The following is a 24,181-nucleotide window of genomic DNA, read 5'->3' as shown; positions in this document are numbered from 1 at the left end:
GCGGGCCTTCCACGTTTGCGCAACTGTTCTTGCTAGTTGTCCTTATTGAAGCGTCAAGCTCATGTGCAAGTGTAGTTAGTCGCGCAAGTTATGTCGCCGCTGCCATTGTAATGCGGTGCCTTGCGGTAAAGGCAGACAGGCAGACTGCGTGAAGCAGTTGCGTTCGTTCGGAAAGTGTAAGTCAGTTGCGGGGGCGCCTCCCCCTGTTCTACCCACTTGATAATTGCGCCCGGCCAATCGATCTGCGTGACGTCTTGCCCTGCGGCATGCGGGTTCGCGGGCATGGGGAAAAGCCCGGTGTTAGTCGTCGGATTGGACAATCCCATCGTTCGAGCGATTGCAGTCATCCTCGCGTCATTCCTCTCGTGCTCGTTGGCGGCAGCAGGTTATCGCCAATGTCTTGCCACGAGGTCAGCTTCTTCCCGGAAGCAACGAACTGTGCGATCGATTGCACGTCGTTGTCGATGCCGGTTTGCTTCAGGCCCAGGCCGATAATGCCGTAATCGGTGTTGGGGTTAAAGGTTGCCTGCTTCGCCGGAGTCAGCCACGACTGGTCGCCTGTCGCCAAAAACGAAAGACACCACCAGGCGACCTGAAGGCCCCTCCAAACGCTGAGTAATCTGACCAGTTGAATCCGCTGTAAATGACGGTACCGTCGGAGCGCGCCATTGACGACAAATACTTCTGCAACGTGGTCACCTGTGCCGCAGGCAGGCAGAGCGCGGGATTCGGGTTGGCGGTGGACAATCCACATTGCAGTAGCGCCGGACTGCAGTGGCAAGCTGCTGCATTCGTCAGATAGCCGTCGGCAAGCCTGTCTGAAGAGTCGCATGCCGCTACCGCAGCTTGACAGGAAGCTGTGTATTGGGCGGTTGTCAGCGCCGCAGCAGTGCCAGCCGTTCCACCGATCTCGCTGTCGCCAGCGCAGGCACTTGTCGAACTCCAACGGCGCGCATGGCACATGCGCGCCCTCACCTTCATGATCGCGCAGCGGCGCCTGTACTCGTTTTCCGAATGCGAGACGCGACTGATTGCGCTCCTTGCCACTCGTCATCGCTTTTCAAAGGGGGCCAGCAAGCGCTCCGTCTCACGCGCTCAGCGAATCTTCTGATCCTGCAACTGCTTCCATAGCGTCTGCGCGACGGGCCCATGGGAAGCCTTGCGCCGACGCGCCGCATAGTGCGTGAGCGCGCCGCCGCGCAGATACGGCCCTTCCAGTGACACCAGCCGGTGCTCGGTCAGATCGTCAGCGATCAGGTGAGACGGCATGTGGCCCCACGCCAGTCCCTGCAAAATCAGTTCGCGCTTCATCAACTGGTCAGGCACGGTACAGGTCGGCGCGCCTTCGATCAGGTAGTAGCTCGCGTCCGACGGCTCCCTGCTCGTGTCACGAATGACGCACTGAACGTACGGCCGCAGGTCATCGATCGTGATCGATCCGTCAGTAGGTTGCTGCAGGAACCCCGGCGCCGCAACCGGCACGAGCTGAACCTCGAAAAGTTCGATTGTTTCTATTTCTGGCGTCGGTTTGTCGAGGTGGTGAAAGAACAGATCGCACTCGCCACGTTGTAGCCGTTCCCAGGGACCGCTGATGGCCTCGAACAACAACGTCAGGCGCGTACCGGTACTGGTCTCAAAGAACCGCCTCAGCGAGCCCAACGTTTCGGGCAATGGACACAGGTCTCCTACGACCACGCGTAGCTCGGCTTCCTGTCCTGCGGCGAGCCGCGCCGCTTCGCGCCGCAGACTCTCGTATTGACGCAGAAAGGCAACCGCGCGGGGGCGAAACGCCGCGCCATGCGCTGTCAGCGAGACCCGGTAGCCTGTTCGGTCCAGAAGGACCATGCCTACCTGCGCTTCCAGCGCAGTAACAGCCGCGTGAACCGTTGGGTGCGTGCGGTTCAGGCGCGCTGCGGCCGCCGCAAAACTGCCCTCGTTGAGCAACGCTTCGAAGCATTGCAGCTGAAACAGTGTAGGTTCATTCATTGTAGGGTCAAGCTTCAGTGTCTGTCGAAACAAAGTAATTTTTTGAGATCAAGATCGATCCTACCATTCGCTCTCCAACGAGGGAGGTCGACATGAAAGCAATCGTGCGCAGTAGATTCGGTGGTCCTGAAGTGCTGAAGGTTGTCGAGGTGCCAGAGCCTCTGCTGAAACCCGGCTGCGTCCTAATTCGCGTCCGTGGATTCGGTCTGAACCGTGCGGAGCTTTATATGCGCCGCGGCCTGTGGGGGACCGTTACTGAAATTGGCGGCATCGAATGCGTTGGGACGGTTGTATCGGACACGACTGGCGTGCACCGCGAAGGACAGACGGTAATGGCATTGATGGGGGGAATGGGACGAACGATCAACGGTAGCTATGCCGAGTACGTCGCTGTACCGACCTCCAACGTTGTCGCCGTTGAAACGACGCTCGATTGGGACATTCTCGCGGCGCTGCCGGAAGCCTATGCGGTTGCCTGGACCTGCATTCGGCGGAATCTGGAATTGAAGGCCGGACAGCGGCTTGTCGTGCGCGCAGGCACCTCGAGCCTCGGGCAGGCAGCCATCGACATAGGGTGCGAACTTGGTGCCGATGTGATCGCGATCACCCGTCGCTCGGACAATGAAACGTTGCTCCGTTCGCTGGGCGCAACACACGTCGTGACGACAACAGGCGATCTGCTTGCCGCACATGACTGGCCAGGCGGCAAGGCTGATGCCGTTCTCGACCTTGTCGGAAACAGTACGGTCCTTGACTCCTTGCGCGCCACCCGTCGCGGTGGCCGAGTGTGCCTCGCAGGCTTTCTTGGTGGCCTGGCGCCCCTCACCGGGTTCAATCCACTTGGGCAGATGCCGAGCGGCGTCCACATGAGTTTTTTTGGCAGCTTCATGTTTGGGAGTCCCGAATTCCCGTTATCAGAAGTGCCCATGCAGCAGATCGTAGACCTTGCGTCGATGAATCAATACCGAGGGCGACCTGCGCGCGTTTTCGGCCTGAGTGATGTGCCGATGGCTCACGAACTGATGGAGCGCAATGAGGCAAAGGGAAAGTTCGTCGTCGTGATCTAGGCGGTCGATCAGAACAAAACAATCGGATCGGCGGAACTCAACCGATGATTTTGAGAAAGTCGCGGCTCTGCTTTCTTTGTCTGTCGGTGTTCACAACTGCTTCTGGCCGTGTCGTCGAGGTTGCAACACGCGGAAATATACGTCCACGAAAGCTCCGGTCGGCGACCCGCTGGGCTCGTCCCCGCGCATTTGGGAACGGTCCATCAAGCCCTGCCTTGGGACGGTGACTGATGATGCCCGGGCATTGTGCGGAACGTGGAAACACCCCGAGATAGCCGTCGCCGACGATTTCATTGGAAGCTTCGCGGAGCGCTATCGGCATTTCGCTGCGGCGCTCTGCCTGCGCACGCGACTTCCGAAGGGGCAGCTTCTGTCTCAGACTGCCGGCCGCGCGCCTCTCCCTGAACCACACGCACCACTGAAAACGCTGCTCGCGCCGCCATTCGCACGTTTTGTCGCATGCCTGTCGAGAACGAGCTCACGACTGCGCACACTGGCAGCCATTGGGTCAGATGACCCTGCTGCGGAGGACAATCGTGACTACCATCATCGCCGTGCATATCGCTGTTGCAACCCTTTCTGTCATACTCGGAACAGCAGTCTTTGTGGCCGAAAAGGGCACGCCACGCCATAAGTGGCTCGGTCGTCTCTGGGCGGTGGCGATGTTCGCGACCGCTCTCGGTTCCTTCGGCATCCAGAAACTGAACCCGGGGCATTTTTCGTGGGTGCACGCGCTGTCGTTGCTGACGCTCGTCAGCGTCGGGCGAGCTATCTGGGCTATCCGGCAAGGCAACATTCGCGGTCACCGCCTCGCCATGCGCGGATCGTTCATCGGCCTCGTCGTGGCCGGTATCGCCGCGGTCGCCACGCCGCACCGCGTGCTGGATATCATCTTGACCGGATGGATAGCATGACTCCTGGTAGTAACGTCGAACTCCCCAATATCTCCACCGGGGCAAGCGCCCCGGCGCAACAACTGCGAGCCGAATTGGCCCGCGAAGCGATCCTCGTCGTCATAGGCAACGCGTTGATTGCGGTTGGGCTGACTGCGGTGGGCACGGGAGAAGGCCTCGGAGGAAATCTTGTCTTTAGCGAGGCGATCGGGCTATCGATCATGCTGCTGCTCAGCATCGGCCGTTTTTGCCTTGAGCGGCGCGATGCGCTCACCCTGCCCAGGCTTGCGGTCATGATGGTGGTCGCCATCATCGTCGGCGCCGCGATCGGGCGAGCTCTCGCGAGCGCGCTGCTCGGTCTCGACTTCGGCAGGACGTTCGGCGCCAAAGAACTTGCCACGACCGGCTGGATCGCGCTGGTTGCGACGATGTTCGGCACTTGGTACGGCTGGTCGCGAGCGCGCATTGCGGGCCTCAGCGAGCAGGTGGCTCGCACTGCGTGGCTGCGCGAAGCCGCCGAAAAAACGGCGCTGCGCGCGCATCTGCAAGCTTTGCAGGCGCAGATCGAGCCACACTTTCTCTTCAATACGTTGGCGACACTCGATAGCCTGATCGTTTCAGATGCGCCGCGCGCGCGAGAACTGCTTGGCAGCCTGAACCGTTTCCTGCGGGCGACGCTGGAAGCATCGAGAACCGAAAGCGAGACACTGGCAGTCCAGTTCTCGGTGCTCGACTCGATGCTCGCCGTGCACGCGATGCGCCTGGGCGCAAGGCTCGCTTATTCGCTGCACCTTCCTTCCGACTGCGCCGATCTCGCGGTGCCACCGATGCTGCTGCAACCGCTCGTCGAAAACGCACTGAAGCACGGCATCCAGGGCACGGTCGCAGGCGGACGAATCGACATGACGGCAAGGCGCGGCGATCACCACCTCGAACTTACTGTCGCAGATACCGGCCCGGGCTTCGGTGCGACGGCAGCGACACAGGGCACTGGTATTGGACTCGCAAACGTGCGCAGCCGGTTATGCGCACTCTATGGCGAGCGTGCCTCGCTGACCATCACCGAGAACGCACCGCACGGCGTGGTTGCCAGGGTGCAGCTTCCAATCGCCGACTCACCTATCGGGGGCGCTGCGAAACCATGAAGATCCGCCAGCCATGTATCGCCGCATTAAATGAACGCAAGAAGGCTGGCTCGCGTGAATACACGTGCGCTCCGACTGCGCTGATCGCGGAGGATGAACCGCTCATCGCGGCCGCGCTTCAGCGGGAGCTGTCAGCGGCATGGCCGGAGTTGAGGATAATCGCGTCGGTCGGCAACGGCCAGGACGCCATCGCGCGAACCGCCGCACTGCAACCGGACGTTGCGTTCCTCGATATCGCGATGCCGGGCGCGACGGGTCTCGACGTTGCACGAGCGTGCGCCAATCTCGCGGCGCCGCCGCAGATCGTTTTTGTGACCGCCTACGACGAACACGCGCTGGATGCGTTCGACGCAGCCGCCATCGACTATCTTCTGAAGCCTGTCGATACGGCACGGCTCGCGCGCACGGTCGACAGGTTACGCCCACGACTTGCGGACACCTCAACGGATCGGGCGCCCGCCATGGATGTGCAGGCTGATCTGCAACGCCTGCTTGGCCAACTGGAGCAGATGACGCGCAGCGTTCAGTTGGAGAGCCGCGCTCAGGAAAATGGACGCGGTGCGACGCTACGCTATGTGCGTGCCTCGAGCGGAAGCGAGATCAGGATGGTGCCAGTGGAAGAGGTGCTGTACTTTGAGGCTGCGGACAAATATGTCATCGTCACCACGCGCACCGGCGAATTGTTGATCCGCATGAGCCTCAAGGAGCTGTGCGCGCAACTGGACGCGGCGCGGTTCTGGCAGGTGCATAGAAGCACGGTCGTGAACGTCGACCACGTGGAGGGTGCCTCGGTCAACGCATTTGGAAAAATGGCACTCAAGCTGCGCGGCCACAGCGCCGCAGTTGCGGTGAGCAAACAATATGCACACCTGTTCCGGCAGATGTGAAGCGGCGAGCAGCCTGTTGCAACCGATCGTGCAACCGAGCCAATGTTGCCGAAATTCACCACGCGCTCCGCCGACTGGCGGAAAACGAGGACGACCGACCATAAACGATTCGTTGCCGGTGTCGAGGCCATTCAGTCCACCAAATTGGCTGGTCGGCTAAAGCCGTCGTTCGCTTAGTATTGAAACGACCTCCGCACAATGACGGTTTTAATTTGCAATCGGCGATTGGCCTCAGGCCCGCATGCGCGGCGCGAAGGCTTTCCGCCGGATATTGCCACGCGCGCGACGTTAGCAGTGCTCTCGGATATTTCCTCCCGTGCATCGGGCAGGTCGGCCAGCGGCTCAGACAGCACAGTGGTTATTGCTTGCCGGCATCTGCGACAACGCCCGCCGCCCGTCGCGCAGCTTCCTGCACGCCCCGCACGGCTGCAGCAACGACCAGCCCCGTGAACACCATGCCGATCAGGCCCAGCAATATCGCATCGATCCGGCCAAACGTTGAGGTAGGGACCACGTCGCCGTATCCGATTGTCAGCGCCGTGATCGCGCAGAAGTACAAGGTTTCCTCCATCGTCGAAGCCGTTCGCTTCACCGTCTCCACGGGGTCCCCCATGTAATACATTGCGACCGTTAGCAAAACAAACAGCACCAGAAGGCCAGCCAGGATTGCACGCAGGTACCAAAGAGTCCGGCCGGATTCCCGCAAGATCTCACGTGCCCGCAGGCGGACGACCGCGTCGCTTGTCGCATTTCCCATTGCAGGTACCTCCTACATTGTGCTCACCTGTTACACGTGGGTGAACGTCAGCCCCACCCGCTTTCGGGATTACATCAGCAGGGACCCAATGATTGCGTTGGGCTGAGGCGCGGCTGCGCGCAGCGTCATCGCGCGCGGTGGCTTCGCTCGAAAATCAGCAACATCAGACTGGCGTAGACCGTGACCGCCACAAAGAGTCCCATACGGACCGCGAACGCCGTGTAGACGTCCTTTCCCGCCGCGCTGTCCTGCACCGATTGGCCCAACAGAATGATCATGGTGACGAGGCTGTTCAGCCAGAAACTCGATGAGTAACGCGTTGTGCTGATGCGATAGAGCTTGCGACCCACCAACAGGCCGAACAGCAGCATCCAAAGGAAGAACATCCACAGGTCCACAAAGAGCCTGAGCGCAAGCCAGAACACGATCGCCAACAAGCCACCTAGCAACGTGGAGCCGATCAGATCGCGCGCTGCGCTATGGGCCGTCGTGATGCAGCTTTGTCGACCGAGGCTGACGGACTTCATGATGATCGGCATGTAGCTCGCTGGATCGGTGATGGCGAGCAGATATGCTGGCATGACCACGAGTGCGGCGCGCAGCGCGATGCGCGCCGCCTGCCCGTGGGGCATGGCCTGAGCGGCAGGTTGTGGCCACGTGCTCACGGGCTCGGGAAACAGCACGTGAGTAAATCCTGCCACCAGCACGGCGAGCACAAGGCCCTTCACCAGCGCGCCAACCACCGTCACGGCCGACTGGAAATCAGCGGTTCCGGCAGCGGAGATCATCGTCAGGCCGGCCACCAGAAAGGTTGAGATCAGATTATTCCCGCCGCGCAAACCATAACGAAACGCGAGGAAGAGCATGAGGCCAACCAGCATCACGCCAGCGAACGCGTAATGGCGAAGCAACGGCACAAGGAGCAAGCCGCTGCCCGTGGTCAAAGCCACGATCAGCGCGAACGCTACGCCGGCCTTGAACGACAGTGGGCGGTTTTGCGTTGCAAGAAGAAAAACGGCGAACACCGGCGCGATGACGGGGACCGACAGGTCCAGCGCGAAGCTGATTGTCAGGCAAAGTGCCGTCCCTGTGGCAACGCGTAGCGTACGTGGACCGAGAAGCTCTAGCCTGTGTTCCATAGATGCAGTAGTTAGCCATTCAGTAAAGGTATGAGACCCAACTCATCACGCGTAGAAACAGGCGACCCAGCGGATTGAGCGGATTACCCGGATCTGGAAACGCCATCACCTCTGCCTGCCCACCGACACGAACGTTGTGAAGGCGCGCCCTCTCATCCGGGTCGAACTCGACGATGACCGGAAAGCGTTGCGCGGGGCGCAGCCAGTCGCGGCTGTTCTGCACGGTGGGCAGCCCCCCGGGCGGCGCGCTCTGCCCCACGCTCACGCCATAGCCGATACTGCGAAGCCGTCCCCCGAAAACTTCGCCCGGCAGCGCGTCCAGCGCTATCCTCACGGGCGTGCCGGGCCGTAGATGCCCGAGATTGTTTTCGGTCATATCTGCACTGACCCACACGTCGCGGATTGCAATCAGCGTCATGACTGGATTGCCTGCCGCTGCAAACTGGCCGACCTCCGTGCGCAGATCCGTGATGACGCCGCCCGAGCGCGCCTTGATTCGCGTATTCGCAAGATCGAGTTCCGCCTTCTCGAGCGCTGCGGCAGCGGCGCGCAACTGCGCGTTCTCCTGCCCTTTACCGCCCTGCTGCTCGCGAGCGCGTTCCACTTCGGCACGCGCAGCGGCAACCTGGCTCTGGGCCTGCTCATGCGTCGCGCGCGCCACTTCAAGGCGCCGCAGCGAGACGGTGCCCTCATCGTCACGATACAGCCGTTCAAGGCGCTCGCTGTCCTGGCGTGCCTTGACTTCATTCGCGACGGCCGCGCGCAACGATGCGAGCGCCGAATCGACCCCGGCCGTGCTCGCACCGACCTGCCGGCGCGTCGACTCGAGTTCGGCCCGGGCGCGATCGACGGCGATCCGGTATTGCCCGCTATCGACCTCGAAGAGTACGTCGCCCGGTTTGACATCCTGGTTGTTATGCACGAGGACGCGCGTCACTCGCCCCGATGCTTCGGCGGCGACGGATACGACGTATGCCTGGACGCGTGCCTGTTGCGTATAAGGGGTAAAGCGATCGGCGAACAGATACCAGATCAGGCTGACGACGATCAGGCAGACGACCCATTTCACCGCTCTGCCCGACGGATCGGCGTCAGGCACCGGCGGAGGCGGCGGCGTGACGGGGGTGGGCTCGGGCTTGTCGCTCATCGGGACGCACCTTCAGTTGGCCCGGCGTTGGCGGGTGGAGCACTCGGCTCGTCCAGCAAATCGCCCCAGTCGGCGCGCTGCCGCATCTGCTGGCGCGTCGCGGGGTCGACGAGCGGCTGTTCCGAATACCAGCCTCCGCCAAGCGCCTTGTAGAGCGCAATCAGACTGCCCACCGCGTTGCCACGGTTGACGATGTAAGCGTCCTGCTGTGCGAACAGGGCACGCTGCGCGTCGAGGACCCGCTGGAAGTCCGAGTAGCCTTCCCGGTAGATCGTATTGGCAAGCTTGAGCGAGCGCCCCGCGGCCCCTTGCGCGTCGTTCAGGATCGTGTCGCGCTGCAACGCAGCGATGATTGCCGTGGCGGCGTCGTCGGCCTCGCGGGCCGCCTCGCGCACGGTGTTCTGGTAGGCGACAGCCAGCTCCTGCAGCCGGGCGTCCTGTACGCGCACGTTGTTGGTTATCTTGCCGTGATCGAACAGGTTCCATGTAACGCTCGGGCCGGCGATCACGGCTAGCGTGCTCGCTGCGCCCGTGAGCGAACCTGCGCTCCAGACAAGGGAGCCCAGCAACGACACAGACGGATAAAAATCGGCCTCCGCCACGCCGATGAGCGCGGACTGCGCGGCCATCTGCAATTCGGCCGCGCGTACATCGGGGCGGCGCAGCAACAGCTCTGCCGGGACGTCTTGCAACACGACCCGATCGACGAGCGGCACCACTTCCTGTTTGCCCGCTTGCGCATTCAATTCCGGCAATGGGCCTGGCGGCCGCCCCAGCAGCACGGATAGCGCATGATGCGCGAGCACGATCTGGCTTTCAAAATCGGGGATGCTGCTCAGTGTGCCGAGATACTGGGTCTTCGCCTGCTGAAGGTCGAGTTCATCGGTCTCGCCGCTCTTGAAGAGCTTTAGCGCAATCTCGTAACTGCGCTTCTGCAACCCCGCGTTCTCGCGCGCGATGCGCAGGCGGGCCTCGGCCGTGCGTAGCGTGAAGTATGTGTCGGCGACCTGCGCGTGCAGCAGAACCAACGCGTCTTCGCGGTTGGCTTGCGCCCCGAAAAACGAGGCGTTGGCAGATTCGATTGCGCGACTGAAACGCCCCCAGAAATCCAGCTCCCAGCCTATACTAAAGCCCGCGCCATACTGCCAGTATCCGCCCGAGCGCGAGTTGAAACCATCCGAGCGTCTGCCCGCAGAGTACAAGGCCTCCGCATTGGCCTGTTGTACCTGCGGATAGCGGCCCGCGACCGCGATGCCCAGTTGCGCGCGCGCCTCGAGCACGCGCAGTCCTGCAATCTTCACGTCGCCGTTATTCGCATCGGCCTGTGCGATCAGACTCTCGAGGTTCTGATCCGCGAATACCTGCCACCATTGCCGGATGTCAGGCTGTGTTGCCTGCTGGGTGACCTGCTCGATTGACGCGCTGCTCCAGTGCTCAGCCCAGCTCTCATGCTGCGGGTGAAAGTCGGGGCCGACACGCATGCACGCGCTCAGGCAGCTGGCGGCGAACGGCAGCCAGTAACGGCGCGCGTGCAGTGCCGCAGAAGACACGATCGGCCCCGGAAGCATCAGACGCGCTGATCTTCTCTTAACTGCTTCGGCCCCGGCTGATCCTTTACCCATCGCCAGAACAGTTGATACCCGACCGCGAGCATGACAGGTCCGATGAACAGGCCAATGACGCCGCCCGTGACCATGCCTCCGAGCGCACCGATCAACACCACTGGCATCGGCACGGCGACACCGCGGCCCAGCAGCAAGGGCTTAAGCACGTTATCAGCAAGCCCCGCGACGAACACATAGACCGAGAAGACGATCGTGATTGCGCTCACGCCTTGCGTGGCAATCACGAAGATAATCACCGGAATGGTGATCAGGGTGGCAGGCAACTGCATGATGCCAAGCAGCAGCACCGCGAGCGCGAGCAGACCCGCGCCCGGAATACCCATCACGACGAACGCGACGCCAATAAGTAGCATCTGGATGAATGCGATCCCGACCACGCCCTGGGCGACCGCACGAATAGTGGATGTGCAAAGTTCGGCGATCTGCGGGCCGTTTTCGGGGCCGGAGATGCGCGAGGCGATCTCCACCGCACTTTTATGGCCTGTCTCGCCATGGGCCATGAGGATGCCGGCCACAATCAGGGCGGCGAAGAACAGCAGCAGCCCAGCGCCGAGACCGGTAACCGTGGCGAGCAGAGCGAGCCCGGTGTCCTTGAGTTGTGGAGCAAACTTTAGCGCGAGACCCGTAAGGTCGACCGCGGCCTGCTGCCAGAAGTCATACACACGCTGCCCAACCACCGGCCAACTGGCCACCGAATCGGCGGGGGGCGGAATGCTGAAGGTGCCGCTTTTGAAAACGGCTATTGCATTATCGATCGATTCGGCTACCGCAACGCCCAGCAGATATGTCGGCGCGAGGATGACACCGAACGCGATGAGGATAATCAGCGTGGCGATCAGACCATCTTTGCCGGCGAGGGTACGCCGAAGTCCGACCTGAAGCGGATACAACGTGATCGCGAGGATCAGCGCCCAGATCATGAGGTTGAGGAACGGGAAGAATATCCGGAAACAGAAAATGGCCAGAACAGCAACGAGTCCAGCCCGGATTAGTACATCGAGCAATTCTCTGGATAACACCCGTTGGGTAATCGGTGCGAGCAGCATAACTTGTCTCCTGGCAGGCCACCTCGAGAATCTGCCGGCGACAATCCTGGGCACGCGCCTAACCATGGTTTCCGGCACAGAACCATGCCACTGCGTCCGTCCACTTCCAAAAGAAGTCGATTCATCGACCAGCTACGTGTTCATGCTGGGCGTGACGGATATCGCAACCGCCTCCGTGTACACGACCTCAACCTGATCCCCCTTGCGAACATTCTTCATCTGCTCGGGGTCTTCGACGATCACATCCACCGCGGTCTTGGCTTTCGCATTCACGCTACAACATCGGCCATGACCGTGATTTCCCGACCGATTGTGCCACCAGGCTTGGCCCCGGGCGAGGAGCGCTGTCCCATCGTGCGCTCCGAGGCGGAACGCGGGCCGCTCGTTTTCGAGAGAGTCAGCGACATCGCTTCCCGGTATTCGATTGTGACCACGTCGCCCACCTTGAGCTGGCCAAAGTTGCGCGCCTCTTCGCCCACCTCGACGTCAACGATGTGGCCGTTCTTGTCCTTCAGGGTAACGGTCCGGGTGGCTGGGTCAATTTCGACGACCGTGGCTGTGACCTTCGCCGTTCCGGTCACGGTGGCCGTGCCGGCACCTTTTGTGGCCCCCACCGACGTCTGTGGCTGGGCCAATGCCGGTCGCACCATCATGGCGACAGCGGCCATTACAAGGAAAATCCAGGTCTTCATGTCAACTCCTTAAACCATGGTATCCCTGCGCACGTGCTGGAACGACGCCTCGATAGTCATGCGCTACAGTGCCGGTATCAGATGTCGAGCTTGCTGATCTTCGTGCCTTCGAAGCTAAGATTGGCCATCAGGCCGGAGTTCGTCAGCACGAAACCGACGATCGGCGAATTCGTCGTTGCAGTGTCAAGCGTACCGTTGGCGCCTGTCTTCGCCACCGCCACCGAGCCATCCACGCCGGCTGTCCAGCCCTTGTCGCTCGTCCGGAATTTATCGAGCGCGTCCTGGGTCATGAACATCAGGATTACCGCCTTGGACTGGGCGCCAATCTGCAAGCCGAACGAGGCGGTGCTGGTCTTGTAATAGCCGACGGACGAGCCTCCCTCGCGCAGCGCCCCTTCGCCATATTCCCCACCGACCACCAGGCCCGCGGCGATCACTGACGGAAAGACGAGAATGGCCTTGGCCTTGCTGGCCTGCGCCTGCGCGCCCGGCGTCGAACTGTACAGTTTGCGGAGGGCGCCGTCGACGCCGGTATCGATTTCATGGCGTTTATTGGCCGCTTCTGTCGGATTCGAGGTCGAGCCGCAAGCGGCCAGCGAACTGGCCAGTGCGATGGCACTCAGCGAAAAGAAGGTACGGCGGTTCATGACACTCTCCTCGATCGAAGTGCGGCAGATTTGGGCCTGACGCAGGAACTGCTGTCCACATCGGCCCAAACAACGAAGTAACGCAGACTGACCCGCTGCCTAGAGGCAGCCGCTAACATCACCGCCGGTGTTGCCGCCTGTCCCGCTGCCTGCGCGAGAACCGACCCACGTTTTGCTGTTACCCGTCCACGACGGCCGCACGAGAGCGGCTGCGCCATTCGGAGGCTGCTGCCCCGGGACATAGACGTCCATCGCCTGGTTGTTCGCCACAATCACCTGGGATATGACCGTCTGTTGAGACTGGTTTGCCCATTTCTGGGCGATGCATTGCGAGACTGCCGGGACTGACTGCTGGCTTTCTCCAAGCGATTGTGCGCTCGGCGGCACGGGTTGGCTTGCACAGGCTGACACAGCAACGGCCACGACGAGAAGCGGTAACGTTTTCATTTTTTCACCTCACCTTGGTTTCGCGCTTCGAAGCGCAGGCGCGTCAATCTGTGCGTCGCGACAGGAAACGTGTCGGCTCTGGGAGATGTGACGAAGCGGGCTCAAGATCGAAGGTAACGGCGAACCGCCCGAAGGGACCATAGCCGTCAACAGGCCCGTTGATGTCGTCATCGCAATCTCCGAAGAAAAGTACCTCGGGCCAAGAATAGGCCTGGCGCACGCCGGCGGGTATTGGACCTTGGTTCTATGTCACCGGTAGCGGCAGTCAATGAACTAAAAACTGTCCGAGTTTTCTGAGGGGATTCGTGTTCGCGTCACGTGTCTTGTCACGTCGAGGCGACAAGGGTGCCAACCTCGCCGTTTGTCCGGCGTTTTGTAGCGATAACAGCGTTTAGCAGGCCGATTGTTTCAAGGTTGCTCAGCGCTGCCCCGTCCGCAAATCGGGCCCGTAGTTGAAGGATAGTGACCTACTATGATAGGCAAGCGATACAGCAGACGACGTCGTTGCTGGCGAGCCAGATCATCACCTTCACGGCAATTGCGAGTCGCTAGTCCGGTTCGGGCGTCGTCGAATGGTGGGATTTGTGATCAGCCAATGCGTCACGTTCCACTTGCATGTGAGCGCATAAAGCGCCTTCACCTCCGACCCGTCGCCAAACGCGAGTGGGTAAAGGCGGGTGTCGATGGCGGTGTAGCAATCTATTTGATGGCACGGAAATCGGTCTGCCCACAGACGTATTTTTTTAAGTGTTCGAAGTAGTCCTTCTTTTTCTCGGGCGTCATTCGTGGTCTCCTGGATATGACTCAGCCGACAAGTGGGATGCCGCCGAGGGATTGGGGGTGGCTCTTTGCGAGCATACGAAAGCGGCTTGCCACGACGCCAACTGCCGTTTCAACCAGGCATACAGGAGTGTGAAGATGGTTCCACCAAGAAACGGACTTTGGAGACGGACGATCGGAATTCTGACGGCGGCCGGACTCCTGGCGCTATCGGGCGCAACTCTCGCCACTAACCAGTCGCAACAGCGCCAGGCTGGCAGGAACGCAAACCAGAATGCGAAACAGCAGGCACGCTCGAACAAGGTCGACTGCCGGGCCGCAAACCAAAAAAGCAACTCCCGGTGCCGGCAGGACAAGCGCGACACGAAACAGGGTGGCCGCCAGCAAAAACGGGACATCAAGTACTGATGGAGAGTCTCGCTGCGATCAACCTACGGGGTGCATCGTCGACTCTCCATCCATGCAGTCGGCGCTCGATTTGGGCGTCGTCCGCCGCGACGAAGGCGTCCAGAGATCACAAAAAGACAAAAGGCCCGCAGATGCGGGCCCGGAAAACCGCGACTCACGGAAAAGGACGAACAGAAAGCCGTGGGCGGTTGACGCGTCCCAGCAGATGCCGGGTTGCGCCTGCTGTCAGGATAGGGTCCATCTTTGACTTTGAGGGAAATCCCGCGAACTCGGCCAACGGACTGGACCGCTCGATAGTCGCCGAACGCCCTCGCTCGTTTTGCTTCCTGGGTACCCGGGGGCGGCTGCCGTTAGCCATTGGATGACATCGATTTCGAATTATGCGAAACCTCGGATTAAAAGCCGTGCCGCACAGAAAGCGTCGCGCCCGCATCATGTGAGCGGAGAATCGCGACACGCGCCGTGGCGGAAAAGGCCCAGTCATTGACAGTTAGCGACAGCCTTCGCTGCGGTTGCTCACGGAGCGTCAAAGTCGTGTTCGGCAACTGGACGATCGAGAGTTGCGGCGCTGTCGAACGAACCGGAGTTAGAAAATTCGATGCCTGCCGCGGCGTCGGCTCGGACGTTGATCTGGTTTTCCCGGCGCTGAATCGATAGTTGTGCGCTATAAAAGTCCTTGATTTGCGGGTAAAACGGCTACTTCAAAGGCCCAAACTGCGCCAGACGGAGCGCTCTTCCCCGCGAGGCATAAGGCTTCCTTGCAGCATCCGCAGGATTCAGTTGCCTACTCCAAAATGACCTCCACCGATTGAACGGCTTGGATGTCCAGGAGACTCTTCGATGATACGAATGATCATCTAGGCTAAATCAACCCACTGAAACGAGAAGCTAAGATGGGGCGGAGTTTGGGCTTTGGCTCTCTATCTCATCACGCATGAAAGCCAGGAGGGAATGCCGCACTGGCCGAAGTGGCGACCATGACCGTCAGCCCTCGAATGTCCCTTACCAGCAGTGAAAATGACGTTCCAACGTCCGTGTCAAGGCGATAACCAGCGGCCGAAAATGGCCGATCGGGTGAGGTCGCCAACGGCCGCTCACTGGCATTCCAGTCCACAAACTTGAAATTGGCTGACTGACCGGTTTGGAGCAAGTTGTCTGACCGGAGTGGGTCGGAAGTACGCGCTGACGACTGTCCGCTCCCGGGCCGCGAGATTCCACTGGCCGCTTTCCGGCGATGAAACTGAAGAGCGGGCTGACGCTGCCCGACCCCTTCCCCTCATTCGAAGCGCAGCGTGCTATGGCCGCATTCAAAGCTAGCAGAGACATGGGAGTTGCAAGTCTGATGGCCCATCGATTTCAAATTCCTGATGTGTCCAAGCCTGACGTCAGGACCGCACTGCAAAACTTGGCCATCGCGTTCGATCGCTACAACGAGTCGCATCCGCACAGCGCCTTGAAATACTGCTCGCCCGCGAATTCCGCCAGCACGCAATCTCCAGCAGGGTAAGCTTCATGATCAAGCGCTGATCGCCGTTGCGCGACAGCACCCTCGACCGATCAAAACCAGCCGTTAACGCTTGACGAATCACATAAAGGGCACGTTACGTGGGACCAAAGTCCGATACCGGCGGCAAGACGCAGCAACTAAACTGGTCGGCACGGAGCGTGAGGCGTCGGAATTACGCGTCCGACGGTGGAAAGCCGTCGGCACGCACATCGTGTCTCCCGCATCGACCTGTCGCCATCACAATCACGCCGGGTGTTACCAAGTTGCAAGTATGGCTTTGCGAAATAGCTATTGGAGGCTCGCATGCAATTTCTCGGCGCGGAACGTCTGCTCCGGACGCGTTGCGCGCGTGCCATGTCTGCTGCGGCACTCCTGTTCAACGTCGTTGCTGCACACGCCAGCAACCTCAACTTCCTGAACGATACGCCCTTGTCATACGTGAAGCCGCGCGATATCGATTCGATCAAGCGTGCGATAACCGACGTGCTCAACATGAAGAGCGATGGCGAGTTCAGTCAATGGACCAACGCGGACACAGGCAATAGCGTGAAGATGGACGCAATGATGACGCCGTCCGACACAAGCCATGACGGCAACAAGACATGCCGTCACGTTGCCGTCGTGCTTTCGGCGAAAGGACAGTCGATGAACCTGCATCCTGTCTTTTGCCGCACGGGGAAGACCGACTGGGCTCTGCAAAAGCGTTGAACACGCGTTCCGGATGCGATCTGCCAGGAGAACGAAATCAAGGTCGATTGATGCGCTGGTACCCTGGATGCGTCGCCGCACTGATGATCGCCGCGACCAGCGCGCAGGCATCGGACACTGAGCCGGCTCATGCCGACGCCGACGCGCACTGGCAATTCGCCGTAGTGCCGTATCTGTGGTTACCATCTGTAACCGGGACGCTGCGTTTCTCGCTGCCGGGCGGGGGCGCCGATGCATCCACCGGACCGTACAACTATTTTCAGAACCTCAAATTTGCCGTCATGCTGCAAGGCGAGGCGCGAAAGGGTGACTGGAGCATCTTAGTGGACACGATCTACCTGAACTTCGGGCGACATGAGAGTTCGGTCAATGCGACGAACGGCCAGTTCGGCCCGGGCGAAACGGCGCAGAATGTCGAGACGGGTTTTCGCGGCACGCTGATGCAGGTAGGCGGCGGGCGCACGGTCATGCGACAGTCGTGGGGGAACATCGATTTGATAGCGGGGATACGTTATCTCGCCGTGAAGGCGACTCTCGACGCATCGCTTATTGCGTCGGTTGGGTCGGGTCCGGGCGTGAGCCCCCAGTTGAATGTTTCGGCTACCGAGAACATCTTCGGCGGCATCGCGGGCGTGCGCGGACGCCTGGTCATCACGGGCGACAGCTGCCGGTACGCGCCGTTATATCTCGACGCCGGCACAGGCACGTCGAAGTTCACGTGGCAGGCGATGACAGGCATCGGCTACGCGATGAAGATGTGCGACGTGAGCCTGACCTACCAGTATCTCGCCTTCTACGGCTCCGGTGATCAACTCGTGCAAACGCTGCGTTTCAATGGTCCGAGCTTGAATCTGACCTTCAGGTTCTGATGCGATTTGGCCGGCTACAACCGAGTGGCCAAGGCGCCATTGACAGCGAGTCGTTGCGCTGCAGATAGGAGGGATGTTCGCTGTGACGCTAACGCAGCCTCCGCGCCGCTGCGCGACGACGCCAGAGCGCACTTCAAGCGGGCACCACCCGGTTTCTTATGCTAGGGCTGGTTCCTCGCCCGATCCGAGCACGAAGCCCAGTAAGATGAGAAAGATTTGATTTCAGGCTGCTTGCATTCTTCACTCAGTAACATATCCTTTTCGCACGGTCCCTACTCACGCGCCGCTTCGGCATTCCAACGCAAAAATACACGGGAGGCGCCAGGCGGGAAACGGCAGCGCCGTTGCATCTGTTTGACCGGATAACCCGTATCTCCCGGTGGAGCCCGGCACGCAAAGGACACGCCAGCATGAGCAACAATCGCGCATCGAATGCTTTGTCGGAGGCCGCACTCTCCAACGACGAAGTAAGACGGATCGGCACCTGGCTTCGCGCGCTCGCACGCGAAGCCAGGTGCAATACTGATCGATACGAGCCGCGGGGGCCTGCTCGACACCGAGGCTGCCATCGACTCGTCGAAGACAGGGCAGCCCGGCGGGCTTCGAATAGACGTGTACGAACAGGAGGGGAATCTCTTTTTTCGCGACCTCCCGAGCGAGATAGTCACTGACGAAGTCCCTCAGCGACTCGTGTCGTTCCCCCACGTGATTGTGACGGGACATCAGGCATAGCTCACGCACGAGGCATCGGCGACCATTTGCGAAACTACGCTCGCAAGCGTCCCGGCGTTCCGGAAGAATCGGCCGTTGCAAAACGAGGTGAAGATCGGGCAGAGGAATGTCCCAACGTACGCTGAGCTCTCTCATGCGAACGCGCGGCGCACTTCATATCTAGGGCCAAGCTCAGAGCAAAGTGAGTTTGTAGCCGATATCGCCGCTGCCGGATCGTCGCAGTGATGGGTGCAGTAGCGTTCGGTTCGCTCTACGACGGGCTTGCCAAAAGCTGGCTAAGCAGTCACCTCGACCTTGGAGAGACTCATGACAGATATCGCACTTGCACGTAAACATGCCTGTCTTGCAGTGGTCCTTGCAGTATTGACGGACCTGCTCGACGACCGCAATCTGATCGACGCAGCTCTACGGGTTGCAGACTACATGGCCGATGAGCTTGAGGGAAGGATCACCGAAACGGACGCCATTTTACTTGCTGTCGCGGCGCTAACGAAAGTCAAACGCGCGATTCGTGAATGGTCCGACGTGGACGGCAACTCGATGGACGCGATGAGAATCGCAGACTTTGTCATCGATGAACAAGTAAACGGGTACGACTGTGCAACCAGACCACATTCGACCACTTCGTCCGCAGCAAAAATCCGGACGCGAGACGCCGCGGCGATTCGGCCAATAGGGTCACCGACAGGGCCCGTTTGCCACTGAGGCACGAAGGTACGGATGCCGTCCTCCCGTAACTGGGAACGCCAGCCAGTGACAGTCACAAAGCTTGTATCGCCTGTCGCTCGCCGGGTCGGTCCTGACGCGCCTTGCCGCCTTTGAGGTTCTGGGGACATTGCTGCTGATCGCCCCTCGGCAGTCCTCGACGCATCCAATCCGGCGATATTGAAGAAGTCACGCGGGTCGTCGGACAAGGTGGGCACCTGCCACTGCGAGCCCAGTTCTCTCTCAATTGCCTCGCGGATTGGTGCAATAACTGCGAGCACTGGTTCTGCTCGACATAGAAGAAATGCTCGCAGCGAGGAGCAATGACGACTCAACCGATGTGCGAAGGTCCGCTGCTAGAGGCGGATTCAACCGGTCGTTGGAACGTCCCAGCGAATCTGCGGACGAACGTCCGGAGTTGGCCGACAGTACGCGTTCGCAGGAACGCCGGAAAGCAGCCATTGAGACTTCCGACATCGTTGCGGCGGCACGCTCATTGAACCGGTGCTATCGGCTAAAAGCCGCCATTCGACGCTATTGTCCGAATCGGTGGCAATCAATCTCATACGTTCAGTGCTAGATCGGCATGTTGCCGCTCGGAGCGGACTAACGGTGCTCAGTAATGAATCGTTAGCGGCTCAGGGTAATGCTGCGTGAGCGAATAGGAGCTCTCGGCAACCCACGAGTCCAACGGCTCGGAGCTTGACACGCACCCGCCGTTTGAACGGAATGACATGAATGGGGTCCGCGCTGAGTAGGTGTCCCCCGCGATGTACACCGTCGCGTCAACTCCTTGCCTAACGATTTGAGCAGGACGCAGTTGCGAGGTCGGGGCGACACTTGGTGTAATGAGCGGGCTCCCACTGCAGTCTGGCGTCAGATATGCAGAGAAGTTGCCCGCCCATTCAAACTGGGACGCAGAATACTGACTACCGTTATTGATGCTCACCCGTTCAATCGGAGCAAAAATCATGGCGCCGTTGACATTGAGAACGGTGCCAAGCGGCTCATAGCTAACCAGCGGCCCCACCACCTTGCCTTGACCGTCAAAGACCTTCAGGATGCGTTGCCCACCGCGTTCGCCGCTTTCCCTGCCGTCTGAGCCGCTTCCATCGAAGCCGTGAGACAAGGTCGTCACACCCAGTGCTAGCAGAGCAGCCCCAAGCGACTTGCGCATTTTGAGTCTCCTTCATCGGTGACGCGGTCAGACCGGTACCATGCCGTCTATCGCAGGTTCCAGGGAAGGGAGATACCGCGCGGTATCGCGATCTGCATGTAGCTCATCCGCCGGCGGGCCCAATAACCGCTTCGGGCGTGATTAATACGGGGCTTCCGCTTGCGCGGTACGGATTGGTCCTGCCTTCCAGTGCGGCGGCCTCAGGGACAAGTACAGAGGTTGCGACAGAATCAGGATAGGTGCTGAGCGGAGCTCGGGCAAGGCGCTTTTGGCGTTTAACAACGGCAAGTTCCGACGGCTTCTTGCCGAACCTGCGTGCCGACGCTTTGTTCAGCGTTTCGCTAAGTCTCGGAGTCCGAACCGCTCGAACGACCGCTTGGGGTCGGAAGTACGCGCTGACGACTGTCCGCTCCTGGGCTGCGAGATTCCACTGGCCGCTTTCCGGCGATGAAACTGAAGAGCGGGCTGACGCTGCCCCGACCCGCTCCGGTCAGACGACTTGCTCCAAACCGGTCAGTCAGCCAATTTCAAATGTGCGGACTGGAATGCCAGTAGGCGGCCGTTGGCGACCTCGCCCAATCGGCCACAAGCGGTCGGTCGAGGTCGCCGTCCAATTTGAATACCCAAGGTTTCGTCCGCCGTCGCTCAATGGCCGGTTTCCGGCGAGCAAATTGACAGTGGTATTGCGTCAAGGCGGTCAAGAGCCGCCCGCAGCGGATGGACCGATAGACATTCCCGTGCGACCGGAGATCTTTGGGAAAGAGACATTTTCGCCGGTTTCGGTGTAGCGGGCACATCCGCCATACAGACCATTCTCCGCTTTTCGATAGGCGCCAGCCGCGATGCCTGTTTCTGCGTGCCGCGAACTGGCGCAATCGACGCCACGAAATGCTGCCCCTAAGGTTCCGACAAGCGAATCGAGCGTAGGTGGCAAGCGGTGCGCTCCGTTGCGCCGACATGCGACCAAGGTCCTATACCCCGCGATTGAGCTCACTGATACGCTGCATCACTCACGCTGGCGGTTCCCACTCCGATCGCGCCGTAGATCGTCGCCGTTGCCGGCCAGCCAGGTAGACCTGACCATGAGGTGTCCATTCATCCACTGGACGCTTCGGCACGCCGGCGCCGTCGCGCTCCTGCTTCTGGCGATCGCGGCGCAAGCCCAGGAGCTGGAGCCGCGCAGCTATTCGCCCTCCCCAATCGGCACGAACTTTCTTGTTGCCAGCTATGTCTATCTGTATGGCAATGTGCTGACGGATCCGTCCTTGCCTATTACCGGCGTGGAGGCGAAGATCAGCATCGTGTCGCTCGCCTACTCACGGACGTTCGCGCTGGCTGGCCACACGGCGTCGCTCGCGTTGGCGATGCCCTTCAGCAGCGGCAATCTCAGCGGCGTCGTCATTGGCGCGCCAACCGAAGTGCATCGCGCCGGAATTGGCGATCTGAAGCTGCGCTTCGCGTGGAACTTCATCGGCAGTCCGGCGCTTACGCCTGAGGAGTTCGCCCGGCGCGAGCAAGCGACCTTGGCTGGGATCAGCCTTACGATGTCGGCTCCGACCGGTCAGTATCTCCCTTCCCGGCTGGTCAACATAGGCGCCAACCGCTGGGGATTCAAGCCGGAGATCGGCATCTCGCAGCCCTATGGAAACTGGTTCTTCGACGCGTCGGCCGGTGCGTGGTTCTTCACCCGCAACAACGATTTTTTCCACGGCAACAAGCGAGGCCAGGATCCGCTCATGCTGCTACAGCTGCACGCTGGGTACAGCTTCCGTCAGGGGTTATGGGTCGCGGCCGACATCGGCTACGCCGCGGGCGGCCGATCCAGCATGAACGGGGTACCCAACGAAGACAGGCGGGCCAACATGCGTTACGGCCTGACGTTCTCTGCGCCCGTCGCACGCGGTTGGTCCGCGACGCTGGCGTTTTCCAGCGGGTTCGTCACGCGCGCAGGCGGCGACTACAAGTCTGTCACGTTAGCGCTTCAATATCGCTGGTTCGATCGTTGAGGCATCGATATAGGCTCAATGGCTGCTACGCAGTTGACAGCTGACATCGAGCTCACCCCTGTTCGAAGGGCCGAAGTGGGTCCAGCCTGTGTGAAAACGCATGCTGATCGCCTAAACTGAAGTAACGCGTTCAGATCGGGCGGCCACATGAAGCGATTCGTTGAAGGCGAAGACCGTAAGCAGGCTGTCCTGCTACCCGAGTATCTCGAAGACTATGTCTCCGAGGACAATCCGGTGCGCGTAGTCGACGTCTTTGTCGATGAGCTTGATCTCCATGATCTCGGCTTCGACGGAACCGCGCCCGCAGCTACGGGGCGGCCCTCGTATCATCCGTCTGTACTGCTCAAGATTTATATCTACGGCTATCTGAATCGCATTCAGTCCAGTCGGCGTCTGGAGCGTGAGACTCAACGCAATATTGAGCTTATGTGGCTAACGGGCCGCCTTTCGCCGGACTTCAAGACCATCGCCGACTTCCGCCGCAGCAACGGCAAGGCAATCCGCAATGTCTGCAGCCAGTTCATCGTGCTATGCCGTAATCTGGAGCTCTTCTCAAAGTCGATAGTGGCCATCGACGGCAGCAAGTTCAAAGCCGTGAACAATCGCGATCGCAACTTTACGAGCGCGAAGGTCAAGGCGCGCCTGCAGCAGATCGATGAGAGCATCGTCCGATATCTTTCCGCGATGGAGACTGCAGACCGGACTCAATCCGATGTTGCCGAGGCGAAGACGAGTCGGATCAGCGACAAGATCGCCAAGCTCAGGCAGCAGATGCAGGACCTCAAGGCGATGGAGCAGCGATTGCGCGAGTCGCCAGATGGACAGGTTTCCGTGACCGATCCAGACGCACGCTCAATGGCTACCAGCGGTCGGGGAACGGGAATGGTTGGCTATAACGTTCAGACGGCCGTTGATGACACGCATCATCTGATCGTCGCACACGAGGTCACCAACGTCGGCAACGATCGCAGCCAGTTGACGAACATGGCCAGCCAGGCACGGGCGGCTACCGGCATCAAGGATCTGACTGTTGTTGCCGACCGGGGCTACTTCAAGAGCGAAGAAGTCCTGCAATGCCATGAGGCGGGCATTACGACCTTCGTTCCCAAACCGTTGACTTCGGGCAAGAACGCTGACGGATATTTCGGCAAGCAGGATTTCATCTACATCGCCGGAGATAACGAATATCTTTGCCCGGCCCAGCAGCGGCTGAACTGGCGTTTCACAAACATCGAGCACGGCATGACGCTGCATTGCTATTCGAGCTCGGCCTGTTCTACCTGCACCATCAGAAAACAATGCACATCAGGCAAGCAGGCTCGCCGGATAAAGCGCTGGGAACATGAGGCCGTCGTCGAAGCGATGCAGCAACGGCTCGACCATAAGCCACAAATGATGCGCGTATGCCGTCAGACCGTCGAGCACCCGTTTGGCACGCTGAAATTCTGGATGGGCGCGGCGCACTTCCTTATGAAAACACGCGAGCATGTCAGCACCGAGATGAGCCTGCATGTCCTTGCATATAACCTCAGGCGCGTCATGGCGATCCTCGGCACGGCGGCGATGATGCAAAAGATGCGAGCCTGAGGATAAGCTTGCACCACGGAGGTCGCGCCGGGGCGCATTACGGCGCCTGAGTACCCCTTCCTCTCACAAAGAAGGCAAAGCGCCCATAACCGTCACACAGGCCACGTTGGGCCGCTGACGCCTGCGGCTCATCGCGTGAAGTCGTCATTGAGTCCGCCTTGCGTTTTTACACGATCTGGGTCGACGTGAGCCTAACGCCATTGGGCTCACGTCGGCCAGCAAAG

General features: G+C 60.3%; 21 protein-coding genes and 4 pseudogenes. 12 read left to right on the top strand and 13 right to left on the bottom strand.

Annotated features, from left to right (window positions below; all coding sequences use genetic code 11):
• Nucleotides 1–59: 59 nt before the first annotated feature.
• From P0D87_RS12690 to P0D87_RS12680, 3 genes are read right to left on the bottom strand one after another with little or no spacing between them, the layout of a single operon-like run.
• Entirely contained in the window at nt 60–347 is a 288-nt protein-coding gene (locus tag P0D87_RS12690) for a tannase/feruloyl esterase family alpha/beta hydrolase (protein ID WP_082367208.1), read from the bottom strand.
• Nucleotides 344–568 (bottom strand): hypothetical protein, encoded by a 225-nt coding sequence (locus P0D87_RS12685; protein WP_053860445.1) that lies wholly within the window; start codon nt 566–568, stop codon nt 344–346. Before P0D87_RS12685 ends, P0D87_RS12690 begins: the two co-directional genes overlap by 4 nt.
• Nucleotides 541–963, bottom strand: a complete 423-nt coding sequence (locus P0D87_RS12680) for a tannase/feruloyl esterase family alpha/beta hydrolase (RefSeq protein WP_408636840.1) — start codon at nt 961–963, stop codon at nt 541–543. Before P0D87_RS12680 ends, P0D87_RS12685 begins: the two co-directional genes overlap by 28 nt.
• Here P0D87_RS12680 and P0D87_RS12675 point away from each other — a divergent pair.
• Nucleotides 932–1,111: pseudogene (locus P0D87_RS12675) on the top strand (LysR family transcriptional regulator); the annotation flags it as partial. The gene P0D87_RS12680 and the pseudogene P0D87_RS12675 sit on opposite strands and share 32 nt — an antisense overlap.
• Here P0D87_RS12675 and P0D87_RS12670 read toward each other — a convergent pair.
• Nucleotides 1,096–1,986 (bottom strand): LysR family transcriptional regulator, encoded by an 891-nt coding sequence (locus tag P0D87_RS12670; RefSeq protein ID WP_006051666.1) that lies wholly within the window; start codon nt 1,984–1,986, stop codon nt 1,096–1,098. The pseudogene P0D87_RS12675 and the gene P0D87_RS12670 sit on opposite strands and share 16 nt — an antisense overlap.
• Nucleotides 1,987–2,078: 92 nt before the next feature.
• Here P0D87_RS12670 and P0D87_RS12665 point away from each other — a divergent pair, with 92 nt between their 5' ends.
• From P0D87_RS12665 to P0D87_RS12650, 4 genes are all read left to right on the top strand, one after another.
• Nucleotides 2,079–3,053, top strand: a complete 975-nt coding sequence (locus P0D87_RS12665; protein WP_053860444.1) for a zinc-binding dehydrogenase — start codon at nt 2,079–2,081, stop codon at nt 3,051–3,053.
• A gap of 536 nt (nt 3,054–3,589) precedes the next feature.
• The gene (locus tag P0D87_RS12660; protein WP_006051668.1) at nt 3,590–3,967 is read left to right on the top strand and encodes a DUF2306 domain-containing protein; all 378 of its coding nucleotides are present in this window, start codon (nt 3,590–3,592) and stop codon (nt 3,965–3,967) included.
• A 74-nt stretch (nt 3,968–4,041) separates the two neighbouring features.
• Entirely contained in the window at nt 4,042–5,091 is a 1,050-nt protein-coding gene (locus P0D87_RS12655) for a sensor histidine kinase (RefSeq protein WP_052303218.1), read from the top strand.
• Nucleotides 5,088–5,978, top strand: a complete 891-nt coding sequence (locus P0D87_RS12650; protein WP_006051670.1) for a LytR/AlgR family response regulator transcription factor — start codon at nt 5,088–5,090, stop codon at nt 5,976–5,978. The genes P0D87_RS12655 and P0D87_RS12650 overlap by 4 nt, the downstream gene beginning before the upstream one ends.
• Before the next feature lie 358 nt (nt 5,979–6,336).
• On the opposite strand, the gene P0D87_RS12645 is transcribed toward P0D87_RS12650, so the two are convergent.
• From P0D87_RS12645 to P0D87_RS12610, 8 genes and pseudogenes are all read right to left on the bottom strand, one after another.
• The gene (locus P0D87_RS12645) at nt 6,337–6,735 is read right to left on the bottom strand and encodes a potassium channel family protein (protein WP_006051671.1); all 399 of its coding nucleotides are present in this window, start codon (nt 6,733–6,735) and stop codon (nt 6,337–6,339) included.
• Between the two features lie 125 nt (nt 6,736–6,860).
• Nucleotides 6,861–7,874, bottom strand: a complete 1,014-nt coding sequence (locus P0D87_RS12640) for a DUF2955 domain-containing protein (RefSeq protein ID WP_006051672.1) — start codon at nt 7,872–7,874, stop codon at nt 6,861–6,863.
• A 19-nt stretch (nt 7,875–7,893) separates the two neighbouring features.
• Nucleotides 7,894–9,021 carry an HlyD family secretion protein gene (locus P0D87_RS12635; RefSeq protein WP_053860443.1) on the bottom strand — a complete coding sequence of 376 codons (1,128 nt, stop codon included), beginning with the start codon at nt 9,019–9,021 and terminating at the stop codon, nt 7,894–7,896.
• On the bottom strand, nt 9,018–10,589 hold the full coding sequence (locus P0D87_RS12630; protein WP_053860442.1) for a TolC family protein: 1,572 nt from the start codon (nt 10,587–10,589) through the stop codon (nt 9,018–9,020). The genes P0D87_RS12635 and P0D87_RS12630 overlap by 4 nt, the downstream gene beginning before the upstream one ends.
• Nucleotides 10,589–11,692: an AI-2E family transporter gene (locus tag P0D87_RS12625; protein ID WP_053860441.1), complete on the bottom strand. Its 1,104-nt coding sequence runs from the start codon at nt 11,690–11,692 to the stop codon at nt 10,589–10,591. The genes P0D87_RS12630 and P0D87_RS12625 overlap by 1 nt, the downstream gene beginning before the upstream one ends.
• A gap of 132 nt (nt 11,693–11,824) precedes the next feature.
• Nucleotides 11,825–12,384 (bottom strand): annotated as a pseudogene (locus P0D87_RS12620) (hypothetical protein).
• A gap of 77 nt (nt 12,385–12,461) precedes the next feature.
• A complete protein-coding gene (locus tag P0D87_RS12615; protein WP_006051677.1) occupies nt 12,462–13,031 on the bottom strand; it encodes a BPSL1445 family SYLF domain-containing lipoprotein in 570 nt (189 codons plus the stop codon).
• Between the two features lie 99 nt (nt 13,032–13,130).
• Nucleotides 13,131–13,478, bottom strand: coding sequence for a hypothetical protein (locus tag P0D87_RS12610; RefSeq protein WP_082367202.1), 348 nt, complete (start codon nt 13,476–13,478; stop codon nt 13,131–13,133).
• A 2,530-nt stretch (nt 13,479–16,008) separates the two neighbouring features.
• On the opposite strand from P0D87_RS12610, the pseudogene P0D87_RS12605 reads away from it, so the two are divergent.
• The 5 genes and pseudogenes from P0D87_RS12605 to P0D87_RS12585 all read left to right on the top strand — a co-directional run.
• A pseudogene (locus P0D87_RS12605) lies at nt 16,009–16,173 on the top strand (integrase core domain-containing protein); the annotation flags it as partial.
• A 354-nt stretch (nt 16,174–16,527) separates the two neighbouring features.
• Complete coding sequence (locus P0D87_RS12600) at nt 16,528–16,881, top strand: hypothetical protein (protein ID WP_232292367.1); 354 nt, start codon at nt 16,528–16,530, stop codon at nt 16,879–16,881.
• Nucleotides 16,878–17,750 carry a hypothetical protein gene (locus tag P0D87_RS12595; protein WP_149029253.1) on the top strand — a complete coding sequence of 291 codons (873 nt, stop codon included), beginning with the start codon at nt 16,878–16,880 and terminating at the stop codon, nt 17,748–17,750. Before P0D87_RS12600 ends, P0D87_RS12595 begins: the two co-directional genes overlap by 4 nt.
• Before the next feature lie 498 nt (nt 17,751–18,248).
• Nucleotides 18,249–18,575: pseudogene (locus tag P0D87_RS12590) on the top strand (NAD(P)-dependent oxidoreductase); the annotation flags it as partial.
• A gap of 213 nt (nt 18,576–18,788) precedes the next feature.
• On the top strand, nt 18,789–19,187 hold the full coding sequence (locus P0D87_RS12585; RefSeq protein WP_053860438.1) for a hypothetical protein: 399 nt from the start codon (nt 18,789–18,791) through the stop codon (nt 19,185–19,187).
• Nucleotides 19,188–19,803: 616 nt separating this feature from the next.
• Here the strand turns inward: P0D87_RS12585 and P0D87_RS12580 are convergent.
• Entirely contained in the window at nt 19,804–20,364 is a 561-nt protein-coding gene (locus P0D87_RS12580; RefSeq protein WP_006051689.1) for a hypothetical protein, read from the bottom strand.
• A 1,055-nt stretch (nt 20,365–21,419) separates the two neighbouring features.
• Between P0D87_RS12580 and P0D87_RS12575 the strand changes: the two genes are divergently transcribed.
• Together P0D87_RS12575 and P0D87_RS12570 are read left to right on the top strand one after the other, a co-directional pair.
• Entirely contained in the window at nt 21,420–22,370 is a 951-nt protein-coding gene (locus P0D87_RS12575) for a transporter (RefSeq protein WP_408636839.1), read from the top strand.
• A 147-nt stretch (nt 22,371–22,517) separates the two neighbouring features.
• Nucleotides 22,518–23,957, top strand: a complete 1,440-nt coding sequence (locus tag P0D87_RS12570; protein WP_053860436.1) for an IS1182 family transposase — start codon at nt 22,518–22,520, stop codon at nt 23,955–23,957.
• The last annotated feature ends 224 nt before the right edge of the window (nt 23,958–24,181 follow it).

Origin of the sequence: Paraburkholderia sp. RL17-368-BIF-A, assembly GCF_046054045.1 — a bacterium.
Classification (GTDB): domain Bacteria; phylum Pseudomonadota; class Gammaproteobacteria; order Burkholderiales; family Burkholderiaceae; genus Paraburkholderia; species Paraburkholderia graminis.
The sequence above is the reverse complement of the archived record's forward strand: the minus strand, read 5'-3'. Positions and strand labels throughout refer to the sequence as shown.

Coding starts and splice junctions, on each gene's coding strand:
- P0D87_RS12690 (WP_082367208.1), bottom strand. CDS start 347: ATGACTGCAATCGCTCGAACGATGGGATTGTCCAATCCGACGACTAAC.
- P0D87_RS12680 (WP_408636840.1), bottom strand. CDS start 963: ATGTGCCATGCGCGCCGTTGGAGTTCGACAAGTGCCTGCGCTGGCGAC.
- P0D87_RS12670 (WP_006051666.1), bottom strand. CDS start 1,986: ATGAATGAACCTACACTGTTTCAGCTGCAATGCTTCGAAGCGTTGCTC.
- P0D87_RS12665 (WP_053860444.1), top strand. CDS start 2,079: ATGAAAGCAATCGTGCGCAGTAGATTCGGTGGTCCTGAAGTGCTGAAG.
- P0D87_RS12650 (WP_006051670.1), top strand. CDS start 5,088: ATGAAGATCCGCCAGCCATGTATCGCCGCATTAAATGAACGCAAGAAG.
- P0D87_RS12645 (WP_006051671.1), bottom strand. CDS start 6,735: ATGGGAAATGCGACAAGCGACGCGGTCGTCCGCCTGCGGGCACGTGAG.
- P0D87_RS12640 (WP_006051672.1), bottom strand. CDS start 7,874: ATGGAACACAGGCTAGAGCTTCTCGGTCCACGTACGCTACGCGTTGCC.
- P0D87_RS12635 (WP_053860443.1), bottom strand. CDS start 9,021: ATGAGCGACAAGCCCGAGCCCACCCCCGTCACGCCGCCGCCTCCGCCG.
- P0D87_RS12630 (WP_053860442.1), bottom strand. CDS start 10,589: ATGCTTCCGGGGCCGATCGTGTCTTCTGCGGCACTGCACGCGCGCCGT.
- P0D87_RS12625 (WP_053860441.1), bottom strand. CDS start 11,692: ATGCTGCTCGCACCGATTACCCAACGGGTGTTATCCAGAGAATTGCTC.
- P0D87_RS12615 (WP_006051677.1), bottom strand. CDS start 13,031: ATGAACCGCCGTACCTTCTTTTCGCTGAGTGCCATCGCACTGGCCAGT.
- P0D87_RS12610 (WP_082367202.1), bottom strand. CDS start 13,478: ATGAAAACGTTACCGCTTCTCGTCGTGGCCGTTGCTGTGTCAGCCTGT.
- P0D87_RS12600 (WP_232292367.1), top strand. CDS start 16,528: ATGTCTGCTGCGGCACTCCTGTTCAACGTCGTTGCTGCACACGCCAGC.
- P0D87_RS12585 (WP_053860438.1), top strand. CDS start 18,789: ATGACAGATATCGCACTTGCACGTAAACATGCCTGTCTTGCAGTGGTC.
- P0D87_RS12580 (WP_006051689.1), bottom strand. CDS start 20,364: ATGCGCAAGTCGCTTGGGGCTGCTCTGCTAGCACTGGGTGTGACGACC.
- P0D87_RS12570 (WP_053860436.1), top strand. CDS start 22,518: ATGAAGCGATTCGTTGAAGGCGAAGACCGTAAGCAGGCTGTCCTGCTA.